The 21,950-nt window shown below is 69.6% G+C and carries 15 protein-coding genes and 1 pseudogene; 10 read left to right on the top strand and 6 right to left on the bottom strand.

Annotation, left to right across the window (positions count from 1 at the left end; all coding sequences use genetic code 11):
• Window positions 1-57 precede the first annotated feature (57 nt).
• A complete protein-coding gene (locus tag ACFV4K_RS17570; protein WP_379275967.1) occupies window positions 58-3,789 on the bottom strand; it encodes a nitrate reductase subunit alpha in 3,732 nt (1,243 codons plus the stop codon).
• A 359-nt stretch (window positions 3,790-4,148) separates the two neighbouring features.
• Here ACFV4K_RS17570 and ACFV4K_RS17565 point away from each other — a divergent pair, with 359 nt between their 5' ends.
• Window positions 4,149-4,310 carry a hypothetical protein gene (locus ACFV4K_RS17565; protein ID WP_379275966.1) on the top strand — a complete coding sequence of 54 codons (162 nt, stop codon included), beginning with the start codon at window positions 4,149-4,151 and terminating at the stop codon, window positions 4,308-4,310.
• Here the strand turns inward: ACFV4K_RS17565 and ACFV4K_RS17560 are convergent.
• Window positions 4,294-4,887: a hypothetical protein gene (locus ACFV4K_RS17560; protein WP_379275964.1), complete on the bottom strand. Its 594-nt coding sequence runs from the start codon at window positions 4,885-4,887 to the stop codon at window positions 4,294-4,296. The genes ACFV4K_RS17565 and ACFV4K_RS17560 overlap by 17 nt on opposite strands.
• Window positions 4,888-5,037: 150 nt before the next feature.
• Between ACFV4K_RS17560 and ACFV4K_RS17555 the strand changes: the two are divergent.
• Window positions 5,038-5,469, top strand: a pseudogene (locus tag ACFV4K_RS17555) (ATP-binding cassette domain-containing protein); the annotation flags it as partial.
• 208 nt (window positions 5,470-5,677) lie between these two features.
• Complete coding sequence (locus ACFV4K_RS17550; RefSeq protein WP_379275963.1) at window positions 5,678-6,097, top strand: helix-turn-helix domain-containing protein; 420 nt, start codon at window positions 5,678-5,680, stop codon at window positions 6,095-6,097.
• On the opposite strand, the gene ACFV4K_RS17545 is transcribed toward ACFV4K_RS17550, so the two are convergent.
• Window positions 6,078-7,826 (bottom strand): NTP transferase domain-containing protein, encoded by a 1,749-nt coding sequence (locus ACFV4K_RS17545; RefSeq protein WP_379275961.1) that lies wholly within the window; start codon window positions 7,824-7,826, stop codon window positions 6,078-6,080. The two genes, ACFV4K_RS17550 and ACFV4K_RS17545, sit on opposite strands and share 20 nt — an antisense overlap.
• Window positions 7,827-8,168: 342 nt before the next feature.
• On the opposite strand from ACFV4K_RS17545, the gene ACFV4K_RS17540 reads away from it, so the two are divergent.
• Window positions 8,169-9,011, top strand: coding sequence for a helix-turn-helix domain-containing protein (locus tag ACFV4K_RS17540; protein WP_379275960.1), 843 nt, complete (start codon window positions 8,169-8,171; stop codon window positions 9,009-9,011).
• A gap of 43 nt (window positions 9,012-9,054) precedes the next feature.
• Here ACFV4K_RS17540 and ACFV4K_RS17535 read toward each other — a convergent pair whose 3' ends face one another.
• Window positions 9,055-9,924, bottom strand: a complete 870-nt coding sequence (locus ACFV4K_RS17535; RefSeq protein WP_379275958.1) for an alpha/beta fold hydrolase — start codon at window positions 9,922-9,924, stop codon at window positions 9,055-9,057.
• 251 nt (window positions 9,925-10,175) lie between these two features.
• On the opposite strand from ACFV4K_RS17535, the gene ACFV4K_RS17530 reads away from it, so the two are divergent.
• Both ACFV4K_RS17530 and ACFV4K_RS17525 read left to right on the top strand, forming a co-directional pair.
• Entirely contained in the window at window positions 10,176-10,610 is a 435-nt protein-coding gene (locus tag ACFV4K_RS17530) for a hypothetical protein (RefSeq protein WP_379275956.1), read from the top strand.
• A 44-nt stretch (window positions 10,611-10,654) separates the two neighbouring features.
• On the top strand, window positions 10,655-10,948 hold the full coding sequence (locus ACFV4K_RS17525) for a WhiB family transcriptional regulator (RefSeq protein ID WP_379275954.1): 294 nt from the start codon (window positions 10,655-10,657) through the stop codon (window positions 10,946-10,948).
• Window positions 10,949-11,051: 103 nt separating this feature from the next.
• Here the strand turns inward: ACFV4K_RS17525 and ACFV4K_RS17520 are convergent, their stop codons facing one another.
• Both ACFV4K_RS17520 and ACFV4K_RS17515 read right to left on the bottom strand, forming a co-directional pair.
• The gene (locus ACFV4K_RS17520) at window positions 11,052-11,351 is read right to left on the bottom strand and encodes an MGMT family protein (protein WP_379275952.1); all 300 of its coding nucleotides are present in this window, start codon (window positions 11,349-11,351) and stop codon (window positions 11,052-11,054) included.
• An 18-nt stretch (window positions 11,352-11,369) separates the two neighbouring features.
• Window positions 11,370-12,146, bottom strand: coding sequence for an alpha/beta fold hydrolase (locus ACFV4K_RS17515; RefSeq protein ID WP_379275950.1), 777 nt, complete (start codon window positions 12,144-12,146; stop codon window positions 11,370-11,372).
• Between the two features lie 151 nt (window positions 12,147-12,297).
• Here ACFV4K_RS17515 and ACFV4K_RS17510 point away from each other — a divergent pair, with 151 nt between their 5' ends.
• From ACFV4K_RS17510 to nudC, 4 genes are all read left to right on the top strand, one after another.
• A complete protein-coding gene (locus ACFV4K_RS17510) occupies window positions 12,298-15,771 on the top strand; it encodes an ATP-dependent helicase (RefSeq protein WP_379275993.1) in 3,474 nt (1,157 codons plus the stop codon).
• Between the two features lie 23 nt (window positions 15,772-15,794).
• Window positions 15,795-19,790, top strand: coding sequence for a UvrD-helicase domain-containing protein (locus tag ACFV4K_RS17505; protein ID WP_379275991.1), 3,996 nt, complete (start codon window positions 15,795-15,797; stop codon window positions 19,788-19,790).
• 120 nt (window positions 19,791-19,910) lie between these two features.
• Window positions 19,911-20,969 carry a potassium channel family protein gene (locus ACFV4K_RS17500; RefSeq protein ID WP_379275948.1) on the top strand — a complete coding sequence of 353 codons (1,059 nt, stop codon included), beginning with the start codon at window positions 19,911-19,913 and terminating at the stop codon, window positions 20,967-20,969.
• A 26-nt stretch (window positions 20,970-20,995) separates the two neighbouring features.
• Entirely contained in the window at window positions 20,996-21,916 is a 921-nt protein-coding gene (gene nudC / locus ACFV4K_RS17495; RefSeq protein ID WP_379275946.1) for an NAD(+) diphosphatase, read from the top strand.
• Window positions 21,917-21,950: the final 34 nt, after the last annotated feature.

Raw genomic sequence — 21,950 nt, 5'->3', positions numbered from 1 at the left:
ACTCCACTTCCTGCGAGCGCTTGCCAATAGCGCGGTGTGACCTCGTCGCGCTCATCGTCAGTACTCCACTTCCTGCGAGCGCTTGCGAATCGTCGTGACCTCGTCGCGCTGATTTCCGGTGGGGCCGTGGTAGTTCAGCGCGAACGACTGCTGCGCGTAACCACCGATGAGATGCGAGGGCTTGATCATGATCCGGGTCAGCGCGTTGTGGATGCCACCGCGCTTGCCCTTGCCGGCCTTGGTGTTCTCGCTGCCTTCGATGCGGGGGACGTTCACCGCGCGGTCCTGGGCGTGATACATGAACACGGTGCCCTCGGGCATGCGGTGGGAGACGATGGCGCGCGCCACCACGATGCCGTTGCGGTTGATCGCCTCGATCCAGTCGTTGTCGGCGACGCCGATCTTCTTGGCGTCCACATCCGACATCCAGATCGCCTGCCCGCCACGCGAAAGCGTGAGCATGTGCAGATTGTCCTGATACGCGGAGTGGATGGACCACTTGGAGTGCGGCGTCAAATACCGAACGGTCACCCCGTTGCCATCGACATTGCCGATGCCGGGTTCGGCGAACAGCGCGGTCATGTCCAACGGCGGCCGGTAGATCGGCAACTGCTCGCCGAGCTCCATCATCCAGTCGTGGTCGAGGTAGAAGTGCTGGCGGCCGGTGAGGGTGTGCCAGGGCTTGGACCGCTCGACATTGATGGTGAAGGGGGAGTAGCGGCGTCCGCCGGTCTCGCTCCCGGACCATTCCGGTGAGGTGATCACCGGAACGGGCCGGGCCTGCGTGTCGGCGAAGGTGATTCGCTTACCCTCGTGCTCGGCAGCCAGATCGGCCAGCTCGGTTCCGGTGCGCTCTTCGAGCGCATGGAACCCTTCCACCGCGAGCCGGCCGTTCGTGGTGCCGGACAGTGCCAGGATCGCCTCGGCCGCGTGGGTGTCCTTGGCCAGAGACGGACGGCCCTGCGCGACACCGGAAACCACCGTGCCGTTCACGCCGCGCAGGTAATCTACCTCGGCATCGGGAATTGTGGTGACACCCTTCGTGGTGAGTCCCAGGGTTTCCACGAGCGGTCCGAGCGCGGCCATCTTCTCCGCGACCTTCGGGTAGTCGCGTTCGACGACAACGAGTTTCGGCATGGTGACACCCGGAACGGGCTCGCATTCACCGTATTTCCAGTCCAGTACCCGGCCACCGGCCTGTGCCATGGCGTCGGCGGTGTCGTGCTGCAACGGCATCGCGACCAGGTCCTTGCGCACGCCGAGATGCTTCTCGGCCAGCCAGGAGAACCCGCGGGCGATGCGGTGGAAGGCCTCGAAATCGGTCTTGGCCTCCCACGGCGGGGAGATCGCCGGGGTGAAGGCGTGCACGAAGGGGTGCATGTCGGTGGAGGACAGGTCGTGCTTCTCATACCAGGTGGCGGCCGGGAACACGATGTCGGAGAACAGGGTCGTGGACGTCATGCGGAAGTCCATCGACATCAACAGGTCCAGTTTCCCGGTAGCGGCCTCGTCACGCCATTCCAGTTCCTGCGGGCGAATGCCGGTGGCCTCGGTGGTCTGCAGATTGGAATCGGCGCCGAGCAGATGCTTGTGGAAGTACTCGTTGCCCTTACCGGACGAGCCGAGCAGGTTGGCGCGCCACACGGTGAGGACACGCGGGAAGTTCTCCGGCGCGTCGGGATCCTCGCAGGCGAAGCGCAGATCGCCGGACTGGAGGCCGTCGACCACATAGTCGGCGGGAGCCTGGCCCGCCGCCTCCGCCTCGTCGACCAGATCCAGCGGATTGCGGTTCAGCGTCGGGTAGGACGGCATCCAGCCCAAACGTGATGCGAGCGCGATATTGTCGGCCGCGGTCCGCCCGGCGAACGCGCCCTTGCTCAGCGGCGAGGCGAACGATTCGCTGGTGAACGGGTCGTAGCGCCACTGGTTGTTGGCCAGGTACCAGAACACGGTGCCCTGCATCTGGCGCGGCGGCCGCTGCCAGTCGGAGGCGAAAGCCAGTGTGGCCCAGCCGGTCACGGGACGGCACTTCTCCTGGCCCACGTAATGCGCCCAGCCGCCGCCGTTCACGCCCTGGCAGCCGGTGAGCAGCGTCAGGGTGAAGAAGGAGCGGTAGATCTGGTCGCTGTGGAACCAATGGTTGGTGCCCGCGCCCATGAGGATCATGGACCGGCCCCGGGAACGCTCGGCATTGTCGGCGAATTCGCGGCCGAGGCGTTCGGCCTGTTGGGCGGGGACGCCGGTGATCGACTCCTGCCAGGCGGGAGTGTAGGGCTGAGTCGCGTCGTCGTAGCCGGTCGGCCAATTGCCGGGCAGGCCGGACCGTCCGACGCCATACTGCGCCAGCAGGAGATCGAACACCGTCGTCACCCGTCGCCCCGCGATGACGGTGGTCGGCACGCCGCGGGTGAGGACAGCCGCATCGCTGCCCGCGGAGAGCCCGTCGAAGCGGGGGAACTGCACGGCCGCAACATCATCGGTGCGGCCGTACAGGGTCAGCAGGGGATCGATGTCCCCCAGATCCAGATTCCACCGGCCCTTGCCCGCTTCGTTGAAGCGGTGGCCGAGGGAGCCATTGGGCACCCGGGGAGCGCCGTCCGCGTCCAGCAGGACGGTCTGGTGCTCCACGCCCGCACCGGTGTGGCCGAGGTCGGCGGCGGTGAGGAACTTGCCGGGGGTGAAGGTGTGGCCGCTGTAGTCGCCGCCGGTGTCCCAGCCGCCGTCGTGCTCGTCCAGCGCCACCAGGTACGGCAGGTCGGTGAAGCGCTTGACGTAGTCGTCGAAGTAGGGAGTCTGCTTGTCCAGGAAGAACTCTCGCAGCACCACGTGGCCCATGGCCATGGCCAGGGCGGCGTCGGTGCCGGGACGGGCGGGCACCCACTCGTCGGCGAATTTGGTGTTGTCGGCGTAGTCGGGGGAGACCACCACGACCTTCTGGCCGCGGTAGCGGGCCTCGGTCATGTAGTGCGCGTCCGGAGTCCGGGTGACCGGGACGTTGGAGCCCCACATGATGAGGTATCCGGCGTCGAACCAGTCCGCGGACTCCGGCACGTCGGTCTGGTCGCCGAAGACCTGCGGTGAGGCGACGGGCAGGTCGGCGTACCAGTCGTAGAACGACAGCATGGAGCCGCCGATGAGCGAGATGAACCGCGCGCCCACGGCGTGCGACACCATCGACATGGCGGGAATGGGGGAGAAGCCCGCGACCCGGTCCGGGCCGTACTTCTTGATGGTGTGCACGTGCGCGGCCGCGGCGATCTCGGCGGCCTCCCACCACTCGGCGCGGACGAAACCGCCCTTGCCGCGCGCGGACTTGTAGGACTTGGCCTTGTCGGCGTCCTCGACGATGGACTCCCATGCCAGCACGGGATCCTTCAGCCGCTCCTTGGCCGCGCGGTACAGCTCGAGCAGCGCGCCGCGCACGTACGGGTAGCGAATGCGCGCGGGGGAGTAGGTGTACCAGGAGAACGACGCGCCGCGCGGGCAGCCGCGCGGTTCGTACTCCGGCTTGTCCGCGCCCACGCTCGGGTAGTCGGTCTGCTGCGACTCCCAGGTGATGACCCCGTCCTTGACGTAGATCTTCCACGAGCAGGAGCCGGTGCAGTTCACACCGTGCGTGGAGCGCACCACCTTGTCGTGTGACCAGCGGTCCCGGTAGAACTCGTCGGCCTCGCGGCCACCGGTCTTGTGCAGGGTGCGCAAGTCACCGGACACCTCGCCGCGGTTGAAGTACTTCCCCAGTCGAAGCAGCGCATCGGCGGACGAGTGTCCGTTCTGCGTGATGGTCATAACGCCCCCTTCGAGCTGGAAAACCGGGCTGCTGGCTCGACTGTAGGGACGTCGGGGGAGGCATCAAAACGGTTTGCTCACAATGCTCGAAAGGAGTTTGTGAGCTGTGAGATCGCCGCAATGTTCCGGTCACTGAGGGGTAGCGGCCGGGGTCACACCCTCCGGTCGCGACCTGGGAAAACCCTCTCGCGCCCGGTGAAACGTGTTCCCGTGAAGGTGTTTCGGACCAGTGGCGGTGAAGCTTCCGAAACGGTTGGTTCTCGCTTACTTAATATTTGTTAACACACCTTTGGATAGCTGGATGATCGCTCTATCGTGCAGCCATCGCGCACACGGGAGCCGGGCCGTGCCTCGGTCTGTTGAAGGCCATCCGGGAAGAACTCGCCAAGGGGCCTGGCGACCGGGTGGCGGTGACCATGGAGCGCGACAGCGCCGAGCGGACCGTCACCAGCGCGAAGAAGCCCGAAACCCGCACCCGCGGAATCGAGAAGATCGTCGAATCGCTTACCGGGGTCGTTTGAACCAGGCCGCGGAACCGGACTGGGCGAGCAGAATCACGATCACCAGGCTGGCGATCAGCCCGAGCGCGCCCGGAGGCTGCTTCGCGCCCATGCCGCCCAGGCCGATGACCATCTCGATGGAGGCCAGTACTAGCGCGGTGGTCCGCGTCCCGCTGCCCCCGTTCCGGAAGCCGATGGCGACCAAGGCGAGGATCATCGAGAACAGGTAGCCGAAGCACATCGCGCCGGCGGCCCCGGCTCCGGCGATCACACCCGCCAGTACGGTCAATGCCAATCCCAGACCGCCGAAGATGGACGAGATCACCTGTGCCGCACGGACCGAACCCGGCATGGTGGCCGGGAATCGGGGGAACTGGCCGTACGGGTCGTACCCATACGGGCCCGTGGCCTGACCGTACGGAGCGAACCCGTACTGCGGCGTTGTGCCGTATCGGGGAGTTGCGCCGTACGGAAACTGTCCCTGTGGCGGAGGGGGCGGCATGGGCGGCATCGGTGCCTGGGGGTCCCAGCTCAGGGGGGCTTGCTGTGGCGTCGCACCCGCCTCTCCCGCGCTCGCCTGATGCTTGTTGAAATCCACCGAAATCTCCCCGTGTGTACTGCGGCCGAAAACGATCCTTCGGGCTATCGCGGCGGCAACCGTAACAGTGAGATTCGGAGATTGAGGGCGGCGACGGAGATTCATGGGGCGACTGACTGATTCGGCGACCCATTTGGAACCGTGTCTGAAATTGGCGCCAATGAGCTGGCACGTGAGTACGCGACACGCCGTCCCGGCGAACTGTCCGGGGGGCAACGCCAGCGTGTCGCGCTGGCCCGCGCCCTGGCCCCGCGCCTGCTGGTGGCCGACGAACCCACCAGCGCCCTGGACGTCTCGGTGCAGGCGCGGGTGCTGGACCTGTTCACGGACCTGCGCGCCGAGTACGGATTCGCCTGCTTGTTCATCAGTCACGACCTGGCCGTCGTGCATCAGGTGGCCGACCGGGTGGCGGTCCTGCGAGAAGGGCGTCCCGTCGAATCGGGACCGGTCGACGCCGTGTTCGGCAGTCCGCGCGAAGAGTGCACGCGCCGCCTGCTCGACGCGGTGCCCGCCCCGGATCCGGTGCGTTCACGGGAAGCGAAAAACTCTTCCGCGGAACCGCCCTTGGCTTTGGGGGCTTGACGGTAGTTTGGAGATCGGACTTCCCGCCGCGCATCACCGATCCCGTGTCACATATACCAACAGGATTATTCGGTGATACTGATTGGATTTGCGGCGCTGAGAGGTTCATATACCGATCTGTGTAAGTATCCGTCCTGAAGCGGATCTCAGTGGTGCCTCTACGAAGAGGCGAGGTGGGCCACCGGGATTCCGAGAAGGAGGGAACCACGTGGGCGCGAGAGCGGTATGCGGACAGGATCTTCGGGAACTCGAAGCACCCACGTTCGGAAACCTGCTGCGGCGGCTGCGTGACAATCGCGGTGTTTCCCGCGAACGGCTGGCATTCAATGCCGGCGTAAGCGCCAGCTACATAACGCATCTGGAGAAGGGCGACCGGGGAAACCCCACTCGCGAAGTGGTGACCGCGCTCACCCGGTATCTGGACCGGCTGGTCCCGCTCTCCACCGCGGACCGTCGGCAGCTCGACGATCTGGCCGGCCTGGGATCGGACCAGGCTCCGTCCGCGGCGGAACTGCGCGCGGTCATCACCCCGGAGATGGTCCGCACCTTCGATCTGCACAGCCCGAGGGTCTCCCCGGCTGAGCCCGGTGGAATGGGGGACGCCGCTCTCAGCCTCGCAGCGGAATGAACTCGGCCAGGACGCCGTCCTCGGCGTCGGCGGGAACGATCACCAGGCCGTCACGGTCCAGCAGATCGGCCAGATGGGCCGTGTGCAGCCGCAGATCGCCCTGGAAGCCGCCACCGGGCAGCGCCCGCGCCGGGACGATGCGGGCCACCGGAGCGGTCAGCTCGGCCGCGTTGGCCAGCGGGCCCAGCACCCGCCGCGCCGGTATCGCGCCGGTCATGCCCTCCACGGTGGCGCCGATCAGCGCCAGCAGGGTGGAGATGGCCGCGAAGGGGTTGCCGGGCAGTCCCAGAACGACTGTGCCGGAAGCCAGTTGGGCGGCCACGGTGGATCCGCCCGGCCGCAGCCGCAGCCGGCGCAACAGCACGGTGGACTCGGTGCGGTCCAGCGCGGAGCGCAGCTGGTCGGCCGCGCCGCCGCCGGTCGCGCCGACGATGACGAGCAGATCGCAGTCGGCCGCGGCCGCCAGCACCTCGTCGAAGGCGTTCGCGGTGTCGCGCAGGTGAACCCGGTCGATCGTGGTGACGCCGTACCAGGCCAGGATGTCGGGCAGCACCGGGCCGATGGCGTCGCGGGTCTGGCCGGTGTGCAGCGGGCCGTCCCCGCGAATCTCGTCACCGGTCATCACGATTCGCGCTCGCACCGGGCCGCGGACCGACGCCGCGGCGACCTCGGCGCTGGCGGCCACCGAGATGAGCGCGGCGGTGACCGGGGTGCCCGCGGGCGCGACTTCCGCACCGGGCAGCCAGTATTCGCCGCGGCGGCGCACGTCCTCGCGGATCGGCGTGTCCGGCAGCCGGTACAGGGTGCCGTCGTCGCCGATGTGCACGAACTCGTCGCGCACCACCGAACTGGTCCCGTCGGGCACGTGCGCGCCCGTCGCGATGCGGACCGCTTCGCCGTCCAGCAGGCCCACCGGCCGCTCACCGCCGGCGAACCCGATATCGCGGCGCAGCTGCCACGGCCCGTCGCCGCTGACGGCGTACCCGTCCATGGCCGACACGTCGAAACGCGGCAACGCGTCCGCGGCCAGCAGCGGGGCGGCCAGCGTCGCGCCGCGCGCCGCGCGCAGGGTGGCGCGACGCGCCGGCAGCGGGGAGATGCTCCCGCGCAACACATCCCGCGCCTCGTCGAGCCACAGCGGCTCGGCCGTCCGGACCGCGCCGGTGCGCGCCCGGCGCACATCCTCGGCGGTGTCGCAGTCCTCGACGCCGGGCAGCGCGACCATGGCGGTGTCCACCGGCACCAGCGCCTTCATCGGCCGATTCACCAGGGAGTCCAGGGAATTCAGCGCCGCGTCCAGGGCGGCGCGGCGCCACACGCCGACCAGGTACTGCGGGCGGCCCGAGGCGTCGGCGGCGAATACCGCGTCGCTCCCGGATTCCCTTGCGTGGGACAGCAGTTCGCTCACCGCGGTCGCGGTGAGGAAAGGCATGTCGGCGGCCAGCACCACGATCAGCCCGGCGGGGAACTCGCACCCGGCCAGGGCGCCCAGACCGGCGGCGATGGCGGCGACGGGGCCCGCCCCGGCCGGTATCTCCTGTGCCTGAAGGACTTCCGGCGGCAGTTCGGGCCGGTGCGGTCCGACCACGACGGTGCGCGCACAGCCCGCCACCGCGGTGAGCGCCGCGTCGAGCATGGATTGCCCGCCCACGACCAGCGCGGGTTTGTCCACTCCGCCCATCCGGCTGGCCTTTCCTCCGGCCAGCACGATGGCGTCGACGGGTGTCACGATCCCGTTCCTGGGTGGGGGAGTGTCAGGGCCTCACTGCGCATGGTTGAAGATCGTAGTGGCACGCTGTTCAGGGGTCGCCGGGCACGCCGGAAACCTGCGCTTGCTAAGCAATTGCCGATAGTCGTTACGTTATGAGATGTGGCACGACACATAGTAGAAATGGTCTTGTTTTAACCTTCGGAACAATCGCATATGGCAGTATCCGAGTCGAGAACTGGCGGAGTATGCGGCGTTCGTCACAGTTCGCACCAGGCGTCACACCGGGTCCCACTGTCCGGAACCAGGAGGACTCAGAGCGATGAAGGTTGGTTTGCTGAGTGTTTGTGGAGAGGGAACGGCGTGGTGCTGGGCGTGAAACCGGATAGGGACTCGGACGATCTGAAGCCGCCGACTTTCGGATTGCTGCTGCGCCGCCTGCGTGATGCGCGGGGCGTATCACGCGAAAGGCTCGCGTTCAACGCCGGTGTGAGCGCCAGCTACATCAGCCATTTGGAGAAGGGCGATCGCGGCCACCCCACCCGGGAAGTGGTGGATGCGCTGCTGCGATATCTGGACCGAATAACCCCGCTGTCCGCCGTCGAGCGCCGCCATCTGCTCGATCTGGCCGGACTCGGGGTGAGCGAATTCCCGTCCGTGGAGCAACTGCGCGCGGAAATCACCGACGACATGCGCCGCGCCCTCGATCTGCACGAGCCGAATCTGGCAGCCTACGTCGATACGCGCTGGAATGTGCTGGCGTGCAACGAAAGCTACGCGCGCGCATTCCCGGGGCTGGAGCGCGACACCAATATTCTGCGCTGGTTCCTGGGCAACGACGCGGCGCGCGAGGTGATGGTCGAGTGGGAGGAAGAGGTCCGGCTCACCGTGCACTGGTTGCGCGGGCTGATCGCGAGCTCTGGAGATACCGCCTGGTCGGTTGAATTCCTCGCAGAACTCGGACGTTTCGGACTTTTCCGGGAAATGTGGGACGAGGGCATCGCCGCCTACGGACGGCCCCGCGCCACCATGCGCCTGCGCGAGCGGCAGACCGCCCGGCGCTTCGATATCGCGGTCCAGCTGTTCAGCGTCTTCAACGCCGCCTACCCCAGCCAGATCCAGATCTTCCTCGGTATCCCGAGCTGGCACGAGGCCGGGACGTCCCCCGATGGGACCGCCTCCGACGAGGGCACCGGCCGGCCGTGACCGCCATGGGCACGGCCCGCAGGGCTGCTGCGCTGGCGACCGGCTACTGCGCGGCCTGAATCTCGCGCTCGGCCCGATTCTCACGCTGACCCCGCTTGGCGGGCCACGGCGCCGACAGCGCCCGCGCCAGCCGGCCCTCGCGCCGCGCGGTGGACTGCTCGACCAGCCGGATCAGCAGGGGCGCAACGACTTCCGGATGGGTCCAGGCCGCACCGTGCCCGGCGCCGGGAATGGTCACCACGCCGCCGGCGCCGGACAGCCCGGCGGCGAGCGCCTCGGACTTCTGGGACGTGCTGTTGCCGTCGTGGCTCCCGCGCACCACGAGGGCGGGCGCGGTGATCTCCGATAGTCGGTGCAGCACCGAACGCCGCTCCATCAGGCAGCGGGCCGCGGGCATGATGGCCTTGCGGTCGGAGCTGTACCAGCGACTGGTCCAGGCCCGCCACTGCCGCGGATCGGTGCCGCCGATGAGCTGCGGGGCCAATTCGGCCACCAGCGGGGCCATCGGCTCCTCTCCGGTCCAGCGTTCGAAGAATTCGCGGTAGTAAGCCAATTCGGCCGGTGTGCACGCGGTCGCCTCGGTATCGATAAGGGCGAGCCCCTGGACGCGTTCGGGCGCGAGCAATGCCATGCGCAATGTGGAGTAGCCGCCCTGACTCATTCCGCCGATGACCGCGCGCTCGATTCCGAGATCATCGAGCACCGCCAATCCGTCGGCCGCGAGATCCCAATAGCTGAACGGTTCGCCATCGGGTGTCCGTGTCCGTCCATGGCAACGCGCGTCGACCGTTACGAGATTGATACCGGCGGCTGCCAGGGATTCGCGCATCGGCTCGAACATCGACTCGTCCATGAAGAATCCGTGGGCGAGCAGAAGCGTGGGGCCGCTGACCTGGCCGATGTTGTAATGCACTGTTGCTGAACCTGATCGCACATAAGGCATGGTCAGACCATAAACGGCGGAACACGCCACTCCCTATATGTTTGCCCGCGTGGTGCCAGGCACCCTGCGGTGCGGTTCCCGGCGGGTACCCACACTGGCCAGTGTCAGTACTGCTAGGGGTTTGCCCCAGATTGCCCCAAAACTGGACAACAAGATCACGGGCCCATTTAAATCAGCGCATGGCGCTTTTGGGACAAGCGCATTTTCAAGGGAGGAAACAAATGTTCGACGTCACCACGGCTCGGCGGAACGACTTCCGGATCGACCGCGGCGCGGGATTGCGGGAGTCGCTCGAAGGCCTGTTGCTCCATGACGGTGTCGGCCTCGATGCCCGTATGCGCCACGCGATCGCCGCGGTCGTTCACCTCGCGGTCGACGCCCCGCTGGGCGTTCCGGAAGACGCCGAGGAATTCCTGGGCCGGCTGGATGCCTCGTGGTTGTTCGCCGCGTGGAATGACAGCGATCAGGAACTCTCTCTTCTGAATACCCTCGCGGGCGGCGAGGTTCCGGCATTGAGCTGGTGCGAACTCATGTTCACCACCGCGCTCGCGCCATGGTCGGGCGCTCCGGCGGCCGTGCACGCCCGTCGTATCTTCGTCAATGGTGAGCAGGCGCGGTTGGCTGCGGTCAGTGGTGACTGCGGCATAGGTCGGTAAAAACCATACCGTGCGTTTTTCTTTCTGAAACTTGTATTGAAGGGATGAGGATAGTGAAACTGCTTTTCACCAATTTCGATGCCATGTTCGAATCTCTCGCCCGCCGTGACGGAGCCGACTCCGAATCCTGGCACCAGCAGGCCCTGTGCACCCAGACCGACCCCGAGGCCTTTTTCCCCGACAAGGGCGGCTCCACCCGCGAGGCGAAGCGCATTTGCTCCTCGTGCGACGTGCGCAAGGAATGCCTCGACTACGCGCTCTCCCACGACCAGCGTTTCGGCATCTGGGGCGGACTCTCGCCGCGCGAACGCCGCCGCTTCGAGCGCGGCGCGGCCTGATGGCCGTTCCGGCCCGGCAATTTCGTCGATCCGGCCGGAGTTTTTCGATGATTTTCGTTAGTAAGGGACAGAATTCCTCCGTGGCTCGGGGCCGGTAGCCGGTTCATTCCTCGAATCGGAACCGGGCCCGCCGCAGGTCCACGCGATCCCCGGCCAGCGGGCAGCCCTCGGCGGCCAGCTCGGCCAACTGCCGATGCGCCAAATGTGGTGCGGGCGTACCGTTTGCGCGCAGCACCCGATGCCAGGGCAGATCCGCGGCGTCGGTGCGCATGATCCAGCCCACCGTGCGCGGTGTGGACAAGCCCGCCGCGGCCGCGATATCGCCGTAGGTGGCGACCCGGCCGGGCGGAATCGCCGCCACCAATTCCCGCACTCGCTCGATTTCGGCTTCGCTGGTGGGCATTTCACGCCTTCCGTGAGATCAGAGCAGTGTGCGGATCAGTTCCGCGGTCCGCGCGGGGCGCGCCTGCGACACCATGTGGTCGCAGTCGAACTCGTGGACGGTGAGCCGGTCACCCAGATGCGCGGACAGCGCCGCCCGGAAGTCCGGGGACACCAGCGGCGGATCCACCTTCATCGCCTGCACCATGACCGTCGGCAGCTCCCGCGGCGGCAGCACGAAGTCGCGCGCGATCTCACCCCAGTAGGCGATGATCGCGGGCAGCGTCATCCGCCAGCCCACCCGGCCGTGCGCGGTCGGCACCAGATGCTCGGCCAGCTCGGCATCCAGCACCGCGGCGTCGACCTCACCCCACGCGGTCTCCAGCTTGTCGAAACGGGCCTGCTCGACACTCTCGTAATCCGGCGACGCCAGCATGGACGTCGCGATGCTCAGCATGCGCTCGGCCTCGAGACCGATGGCCGGATCCAGCAGCACCAGACCGCGCACCAGATCCGGTCGGCGATGTGCCAGATGCACCGCGACGGCCGCGCCGAACGAATGCCCGAGTGCCACCACCGGTTCGCCGGTGCCGAGTTCCGGCAACGCGGCGAGATCATCCACGATCGCCTCGAAATCCCACGGCGGCACGCCGGGCGACCTCCCGTGCCCGCGCAGATCCGGTGCGATGATCCGGACGTCGGGGAGATGTTCGTCGGCCAGGGCCTGCCAGCGCTTGCCATGGCCCGTCAACCCGTGCAATGCCAGCACGACCGGACCGGTCGGGGGACCGAAACGATGAGTATGAAGCTCCACCACACGCCTATTCTGCTGCCTGCCCGCGCCGCGGGAAATCGCGGACCACGCTCGCCCCGGCCGATCATGAACGCCTCAGGGAATGTGACAGGCAGCACGGACAACTCATGGCAAACGAAAACTGTCGGGCCGGTCTGTTGAAATAGCCGACGTGATGCGATCGGATAGCTCGGTGCAATTGGTGCGCCGAGCCGAGGCGGAGACACTCCCCAGGGAGTGGGACCCCGCCCTCCGGCCGCTCTTCCACGAGCTCGGCGCCGACCCCGGCTGGCGACCCTGGCACGTGCTCGGCGGGCCCGGCACCGGGAAGACCACGCTGCTGGCCGAGGTGGCCGCCGCCCGCATCCTGGCCGGGGCCGCGCCGGAATCGGTGCTGGTCCTCACCTACACCAAGCGGGCCGCCACCGCCGTGCGCGCGGCCATCACCGCCCGCGTTGCCGCGGCCGCCGCCGATCCGGCCGGGTTCGATTCCGCCGCGTTCGATCCGGACGTGGCCGGCGTGCCCGGCGCGACCCGGGGGCCGCTGGTGCGGACCGTCCACTCCTACGCCTTCGGCCTGCTGCGCACCTTCGCGGCGGCTCACGGCAATCCGCCGCCGCGTCTGCTCACCGGATCCGAACAGGACATCGTGATCCGTGAACTGCTGCGCGGCGACCTCGCCGACGGCGCCGCCGGATGGCCCGAACGCCTGCATCCGGCGCTCACCGCGGCGGGGTTCGCTGAACAATTGCGGGACCTCATGCTGCGGGCCACCGAACGCGGTCTGGGACCCGAGGATCTGATCGAACTCGGACGCGAACATCGGCACCCCGAATGGGTCGCCGCCGGCTATTTCGCCGAACGCTACGAGCAGATCATGATGCTGCGCTGGTCGGTCGGCATGGACGTGCCCGAGGCCAGCGCGCCCGCCCTCGACGCCGCCGAACTCGTCACCGCCGCCCTCGACGCCTTCCAGACCGACCCGGAACTCCTTGCCGCCGAACGCGATCGGCTGCACTGCGTCCTCGTCGACGACGCCCAGCACCTCGATCCCCATGCCGCTCAACTGATCCGCCGGCTGGGCTCGGGCAATGCCGCCACCATTATCGCCGCCGATCCCGACCAGGCCGTCTACGCCTTCCGTGGCGCCGACCCCCGCTTCGCCGCCGACCCCGGCGCCCCCTCGGGCCGCCGCATCATTCTCCGCCGGAACCATCGCTCGGGCACCGCTGTCCAGAAAGTAGCCGACCGCATCGCCTCCCGCCTCCCCGGCTCCGCGACCCATCGCACCCCGCCGGGTTCCGGGAACGCTGCGCCCGAAATGTCCGAAACATACTGGGGTGCGCCGCAACTCGAGGGCGAGGTGCGGGTGCAGGTGCTCACCACACCCGCCAAGGAGGCGGCGCTGATCGCCGACCATCTGCGCCGCGCGCACCTCACCCACGGCGTGCCCTGGTCCCGCATGGCCGTGATCGTCCGCTCGGTGCCGCTGTCGCTGGCCCCGCTGCGCCGGGCGCTGCTGGCCGCCGGGGTGCCGGTGCGGCAGCCGCCCGCCGACGTCCCGCTCGCCCGGCGGCGAGGCGCGGCCTGGATGTTGTTGGCGCTGCGCGCGATCACCGCCGGTGACCCGACCGCGGTTCGCCACCCGCGGCCCATCGCGTTCACCGCGGACGACGCGCTCGACCTGCTGGCCGGACCCCTGGGCGGAGCCGACCAGATCAGCCTGCGCCGACTCCGGCGCGGCATCCGGCGCACGGTGATGGAGCTCGGCTATCCGCGGCGTGACGTCGCGGACGAGGCGGTCATCGCGCCGGGCGACGCGGCGGACCCTGTTGTGGTGGAGACTGATTCGAGCATCGACGGGGACGCCGATCGTTTCGCCGACCTGGACCGATCGTCGGCGGAGATCCTCCGGGATCTGCTGGTGGGCGCCGGGAACCGCGTCGTGCTCGAGAAGCTCACCACCGTGGAGGCCGCGCCCCTGCGGCGCGTGCTGAAGGCGCTGGGCCGGGCACGGAAGCTGCGCCGCGAAGGAGCCGGGCTCGAAGACGTGATGTGGGGCGTGTGGACCGCCTCCACCCTGGAACGGCGCTGGGTGGGCCAGTCCGAGCGCGGCGGCGCGGGCGGCATGCAGGCCGATCGCGATCTCGACGCGGTGGTCGGGCTGTTCGAGGCCGCCGCGGTCTACGTGGACCGGCTGCCGCGCGCCACCGTCGAGGGCTTCGTGGAATACCTGGAGCAGCAGGTGATTCCACAGGACAACGCGCCGATCACCGACCCGGGCGAGGCGGTGACCATCTGCAGCGCGCACGCGGCCACGGGGCAGGAGTGGGACACCGTGGCGGTCGCCGCCGTCCAGGAGGGGGTCTGGCCCGACCTGCGGCTGCGGGGCACCCTGCTGGGCGTCGAGGAACTGGTGGACCTGCTCGCGGGCGTGGGCGGCTCGGGGGAGAAGGTGAGCCGGTCCGCGCCGCTGCTGGCCGAGGAGCGGCGGCTGCTGCTGGTCGCGTGCAGCCGGGCCCGGCGGTCGCTGCTGGTCACGGCGGTCGAATCGGTCACGGGCGACCAGGATCTGGTGCCGTCACGCTTCCTCGGCGAGCTGGACGCCGACGCCGCCGACGGGCGACCGGGCAAGATTCCACCGGCCGTGGACCCTGGCCGTGCCCTGGCCATGCACGCCCTGATCGCGGAATTGCGCACCGCCGCTTGTGATCCCGAGTCCGGCCCGGAACGCCGCGCCCGCGCGGCCCGGCAGCTGGCGCGGCTGGCCCAGGCGGGCGTGCGCGGTGCGCACCCCGACGACTGGTACGGCACCGCCGAACTCTCCTCGGTGAATCCGTTGTGGGACAGTGAATCCGGGGTGATCTCCCTGTCTCCGTCCACCGTCGACCAGCTCGAGACCTGCCCGCTGCGCTGGGCGCTGGAACGCCACGGCGGCAGCGACGCCGAGAATCCGCACGCCCTCAAGGGCAATCTGGTGCACACCCTGGTGCAGGCGCTGGCCGGGCAGGTCAGCGAAATCCAGGTGAAGCAGGCCCTGGTGAAGGCGTGGAAGAAGGTCGACCCGACCGCCCGCGACGGCGAGAACTGGCATTCCCGGGCGGAATTGCGCCGCACCGAGACCATGGTCGACACCTTCCTGGCCTGGCTGCGCAATACCCGCGACGAACTCACCGCCATCGGCGTCGAGGTCCCGGTGGACTGCGTGCTGCCCGCCCGCGGCCCCGGTGAGGTGCCGGTGCGGATCACCGGCCGGGTGGACCGGGTGGAGCGAGATGGCCTGGGCCGCTTCGTCATCGTGGACGTCAAGACCGGCAAGACGCCCATCTCCAAGCAGGCCGCCGAGGAGCACGCGCAGCTGGCCACCTACCAGGTCGCCGCCGCGGAGGGCGCGCTCGGCGAGGGCGAACCAGGTGGCGCGCGCCTGGTCTACGTCGCCAAACCCAGTGCCAAGGAAGGCGCCACCCAGCGCGCCCAGCCGCCGCTGGACGCCGCAGGCGTCGACAGCTGGCGCGATATCGTGCACCACGCCGCCGACGCCTCGAAGGGCCCCAGCTACCTGGCCATGCGCAATGACGGCTGCCGCCACTGCAAGGTGGCGGGCAGCTGCCCCGTGCAGGACCGCGGCCGCCAGGTGACCGACGAGTGACCGCCGCATCGAACGGCGATCCCGTGGCAGGCGACGGCCGGGCCGCCGGAGGCCGCGTCACCCCGCGCCAACTGGCCGACGCGCTCGGCCTGCCGCCGCCCACCGACGAACAGGCCGCCGTCATCGCCGCCCCGCCCGGACCCACCCTGGTGGTGGCGGGCGCGGGCGCCGGCAAGACCGAGACCATGGCCGCTCGCGTGGTGTGGATGGTGGCCAACGGCCTGGTCGAACCCGATCAGGTACTGGGCCTGACCTTCACCCGCAAGGCCGCCCAGCAGCTCACCACCCGCATCCGCACCCGCCTGGCCCGGCTCGCGGGCGCGCCCGTCGTGCGCGACCTCGACCCCACCGGGCACCTGCGCGCCCAGCTCGCCGCCGCCGAACCCGAGATCAGCACCTACCACTCCTACGCGGGCCGCCTGCTCACCGAATACGGCCTGCTGCTGCCGGTGGAACCCACCGCCATCCTGCTCACCCAGACCCAGCTGTGGCAGCTCGCCTACCGCGTCGTCTCCACCTGGGACGGCGACCTGGACACCGACCGCAGCCCCGTCGGCGTCACCGAAGCCGTCCTCGCCCTGACCGGGCAGCTCGCCGAACACCTGGTCCATCCCCGCGAATTGGCCACGGCCCACCTGGAATTGGAGCGCCTGGTCCATACCCTCCCCGCCGGGCCGCGCCAGAAGGGCGGCCCCAAACGCGCCCTCACCGACATCGTCGAAGCCCAGCGGGAGCGAGTCGCCCTGCTCCCGCTGGTGGACCGCCTCGCCGAGGAACTCCGCCGCCGCGGGGCCCTCGACTTCGGGGCTCAGATATCGCTGTCCGCCCGTCTCGCCGCCACCCATCCGGAAGTCGGTGTGGCGGAACGGGACCGCTTCCGCCTCGTGCTGCTCGACGAGTATCAGGACACCGGGCATTCCCAGCGCATCCTGCTCTCGGCGCTGTTCGGAACGGCCGCCGATGCACCGGCAGTCGCTTCGGAATCAGGTGCACCACAGCGTGATTCGATAAGTGGTATCGAACGCGATGCCGGAGCGGGTCGTGAGTCGGCGCGACCGACGACCGGGGTGGATGATTCCCGCGCAGAGGCCGGATCGGCCGAGCCGAGTGTGGTGAGGGCGCATCGTCAGCGGCTGGCGGTGACCGCCGTGGGTGATCCCATGCAGTCCATCTACGGCTGGCGTGGCGCGTCGGCGGCCAATCTGCCGCGGTTCACCACCGACTTCCCCAGCGCGCCAGGGGTTCCCGCGCCCGTGCTGCCGCTGCTCACCAGCTGGCGCAATCCGCCCGAAGCGCTGGATCTGGCCAACCTGGTGTCGGACCCGCTGCGCGAGCGGGCCGCGCGGGGCGGGGGGGTGACGGTGGACGCGCTGCGGCCCCGGCCCGACGCCACCGACGGCCTGGTGGCGCTGGCTCTGGCGGAAACCGTTGCGATGGAACGGGAATGGGTGGCCGAGCGGATCGCCGCCGAATGGGCCGAGGCGGCCGAGGCCGAGAACCCGCCGCCGACCTCCGCGGTGCTGGTGCGGCGCAATGCCGATGCCGCGCCGCTCGCCGAGGCGCTGCGGGAGCGCGGGCTGCCGGTGGAGATCGTGGGCCTGGGCGGGCTGCTGCACACGCCGGAGGTCGCCGATATCGTCGCCACCCTGCGCCTGATCGCCGACCCGGCCGCCGGCAGCGCCGCGGTGCGCATCCTCACCGGCGCGCGCTGGCGCATCGGCGTCTCCGACATCGCCGCCCTGTCCCGCCGCGCCCGCGAGCTGTCCATCCGCCGCCCGGCCGGGCAGACCGACGCCATCACCGACACCGCCACCCTGGACGAGGCGCTGCGCGAGGTCGCCCCCGAACCCGCCGAGAAGGCTGGCCTCGGCGACGCCATCGCGGATCCCGGTGAGGCGGAACAGTATTCGCCGCAAGGTTTCGCCCGCATCGTGGCGCTGGGCCGGGAACTGGGCGCGCTGCGCGAACGCTCCGGACAGCCGCTGGCCGAACTGGTCGCCGATGTCGAGCGCACCATCGGCGTCGGCGTGGAGACCCAGGCCCGCCGCACCCACGCCGCCGCCGGGCGCGAACACCTCGACGCCTTCGCGGAGGTGGTGGCCGGCTACACCGCCGACCACCGCTCCTCCCTGACCGGGCTGCTCGACTTCCTCGCCGCCGCCGAGGAGGTCGAGAACGGTTTGGAGCCGGGCGAAGTCGAGGTCGCCCACGACCGGGTCCAGGTCCTCACCGTGCACGCCGCCAAGGGCCTGGAATGGGAGGTGGTCGCGGTCCCGCACGTGGTGGACGGCACCTTCCCCTCCGGCACCGGCACCGCCACCTGGATGGGCGCGCTCGCCGAACTCCCCACCTCGCTGCGCGGCGACCGCGCCCAGGAGGACGCCACCGACGGCGTGCCCGTCCTGGACCTGGCCGACCTCTACGACCGCGCCGACCTCGAACGCGCCCTCGACGAACACAAGAAGGCCCTCGCCGCCCGCCGCCTCGACGAGGAACGCCGCCTGTTCTACGTGGCCCTCACCCGCACCGAACGCGCCCTGTTCGTCTCCGCCCACCACTGGGCCGAGACCGGCTCGAAACCCAAGGGCCCCTCCGGTTTCCTGCTCGAACTGAAGAACGAGACCGAGACGCCGGGCTCGTCGCTGTCCGGCGGCGTGCAGATCGACCGCTGGGACGACCCGCCGCTGCCCGGCACCCCCAACCCCTTCACCGACAACCCGCAGACCGCGACCTGGCCCCGCGACCCGCTCGGCGGCCGCCGCGAATTCGTGGAGGAGGGCGCGGCCCTGGTCAAGGCCGCCCTCGACGTACTGCGCGACGAATCCCGGCCCGAACAGATCGAACTCGACTTCGGTCCCGGATTCGGCGACCCGGCAACCGATCCCGAGACCACCGACGGCGCGTCGGACGACCTCGGCGAGGAGGACCCCGAGGGCTGGGCCGAGGACGTCGACGCCCTCATCGCCGAGCACCGCGCCGCCGAACAAGCCACCCGCGAGGTCGAACTCCCCGGCCAGCTCGCCGCCACCGCCCTGGTCGACCTGCGCGCCGATCCCGCGAAACTCGCTGCGCGCCTGCGCCGTCCGCTGCCCTACCCGCCCAGCCCCTACACCCGCCGCGGCACCGCCTTCCACGCCTGGCTGCAACGCTGGTTCGCGGGCGCGCGCCTGCTCGGCTTCGAAACCCTGCCCGGCGCGGCCGACACCGGCGACACCGACGCCGACCTGATGCGCCTCCAGGAAGCCTTCCTCGCCTCCCCGTGGGCCGACCGCAATGCCATGGAAGTGGAGATCTCCTTCGAGACCACCATCGCCGGCACCGTGATCCGCGGCCGCATGGACGCCGTCTTCCGCCGGCCCGACGGGGCCTGGGTGATCGTGGACTGGAAGACCGGCGCGGAACCCCGGCGCGGCGAAGAGGATTCGGTCGCCGTGCAGCTGGCCGTCTACCGGCTGGCCTGGGCCCGGCTGGAAGCCGCGCGCAGCGGCCGCCCCGAAGCCGAGGTGCTGGCCGAGACCTTCGCCGCCTTCCACTATGTCCGGTCCGGCCGCACCATCGCGCCCACGCACCTGCCCGGCCCGGCCGAACTCGCCGCCATCATCACCACCGCGGCTCCCCGCCGCGCGCCGCAAGCACCGCCGCTGCCGGACGAACCCCCGCTGCCGGACGAACCGGACTACGACGACCCCGGGCCCACCGAACCCGTCGAGGTCGAATTGCTGCGCCCCCGGCCCACTACGACGCGCCCCGGAACTCCGGAACGCCCCGAGCCCACGGCGCGTCCGGGAGTTTCCGCAGTAGAGGATGACGCCGCGCCGCCGCTGGGCTCAGAAGCGCCACTCGGCCCGGATGCGCCGCCGGATGTCGAGCCGCCTGCCGACGCGGACATCGGTTCCCGGTCCGGCACGCTCCGGGATCCGCTGCCCGACTTCGACTTCCCGCTGTCCGACTTCAATCTCCCGCCAGATTTCGAGCCGCCACCGGACCCGGAGTACCCGCCGCCGGACCTCCTGGGATGAGTCCCCGGTCGCGGCTCGAGTTCGCGACGCGCCCCGCTGGGAACCGCCGGGCACTGGTCGGCCCGGTACGCTCCGGACCTGTGCCGCTGCCAGAAGTGCCAGAAATGAACGGTGATTCGCGTGTTGGGTGATTCTTCGCGCGGACTGGCCGGGCTCACCGATCGGCCCGACTTCGCGCTCGTCGGTGTGCTGCGGATCCCGTCCGCGCAGTCCAGCCCCTGGTATTCGCTGCTGCGGCGGCTCGGCCTGGCGGTGCTGCTGCTGGTCGGGGCCACCCTGGTCGTGTACGTCGGCCGCGAAGGCTACAACGACAACGCCCGCGAGCACATGGGTCTGCTGGATTGCGCGTACTACGCGACCGTCTCCCTGTCGACCACCGGCTACGGCGACATCACCCCTGTCACCCCGACCGCGCGGCTGATCAATATTCTCGTGGTCACGCCACTGCGGATCCTGTTCCTCATCGTATTGGTCGGCACCACCCTGTCCGTGCTCACCGAACGATCCCGGCAGGCGTTCAAGATTCAGCGATGGAGGCGCACCGTGCGTAATCACACCGTGGTAGTCGGCTACGGCACCAAGGGCCGCACGGCCGTGGACGCCATGCTCGCCGACGGCGAACAGCCCAGCAATATCGTCGTCGTCGACACCGACCCGCAGGTCCTCGAATTCGCCGCCAACGCCGGACTGGTGACCGTGCAGGGCTCGGCCACCAAGTCGGATGTGTTGCGGCTGGCCGGGGTTCAGCACGCCTCGGCCGTCGTGGTCGCCGCCAACCGCGACGACACCGCGGTGCTGGTCACCCTCTCCGCCCGCGAGATCAACCCCAAGGCAAGGATTTCCGCCGCCGTCCGCGAGGCCGAGAACACCCACGTGCTGCGCCAGTCCGGCGCGGACTCGGTGGTGGTGTCCTCCGAGACCGCGGGCCGGCTGCTCGGCATCGCCACCACCAAGCCCACCGTGGTCGACATGATCGAGGACCTGCTCACCCCCGACGTCGGTTTCGCCATCGCCGAACGCGACGTGGAGACCGAGGAGATCGGCGGCTCCCCGCGCCACCTGCGCGACATCGTGCTCGGCGTGGTCCGCGACGGCAACCTCATCCGGGTCGGCGATCCCGAGACCGACGCCCTCGAGGCCCACGACAAGCTGCTGTATCTGCGGCGCGTCCACGCCTGAGCGGGGCGCCCGTCTAGTCTCGGGGTGTGTCAGCTTTTGAGCTCAATGCCGTTCCGGTGCTGTCGCGGACCTCGCTCGACCGCGCCGAACACCTCCGCTCCGACGAACAGGCGCTGAAAGAGGGCTGGCCCCAGGCCAAACTCCTCCGGATGAACAAGCGCGGCCAGGTCCGCGTCGACAATGGCGGCGTGGTGCTCGAGGCCGCGCTCACCCTCGCCTCCGAACGCGCCCCCGAGGCCGTCTTCCTCGGCGTCGACGGCGACATCCACCTGTGGGCGGTGCGCGACAACACCATCGAGGGCGAACTGGCCGACCTGCGCGCCTTCGGCGCCACCCTCGACCTCGACGACTTCGGCACCGGCCTGCTGGCCACCGCCATCGCGGTCCTGAACTGGCACGACAAGGCCGCCTTCAGCCCGGTCGACGGCAGCCTCACCACGCCCGCCAACGGCGGCTGGTCCCGGATCAGCGAAGCCGGGCACGAGGACTTCCCGCGCACCGACCCGGCCGTCATCTGCCTCATCCACGACGGCGGTGACCGCGTCCTGCTGGCCCGTCAGCACACCTGGCCGCAGGGCCTGTTCTCACTGCTGGCCGGATTCGTGGAGGCGGGGGAGTCCCTGGAACGCTGCGTCGAACGCGAGATCAAGGAGGAGGTCGGCGTCGACGTCCGCGAGATCCGCTACCTGGGCAGCCAGCCCTGGCCGTTCCCGCGCTCGCTCATGCTCGGCTTCGCCGCGGTCGGCGACCCGGACCAGCCCCTGGCCTTCAGCGACGGCGAGATCGCCGAGGCGTACTGGTTCACCAGGGCCGAGGTGCGCGACGCGCTCGCCGCGGGCGCCTGGGGATCACCCACCGGAACCACCGGCGGCGAGGCGAAACTGCTGCTGCCGGGCTCGATCTCGATCGCCCGGACCATCGTCGAATCCTGGGCCGCCGAGAACTGAGCTCACACAACAGGAAGCCGCACACCTACGGGTG

This window comes from Nocardia sp. NPDC059764 (assembly GCF_042732555.1).
GTDB lineage: Bacteria > Actinomycetota > Actinomycetes > Mycobacteriales > Mycobacteriaceae > Nocardia.
Note: the sequence above shows the minus strand (reverse complement) of the source record. Positions and strands in the feature narration are given on the sequence as shown.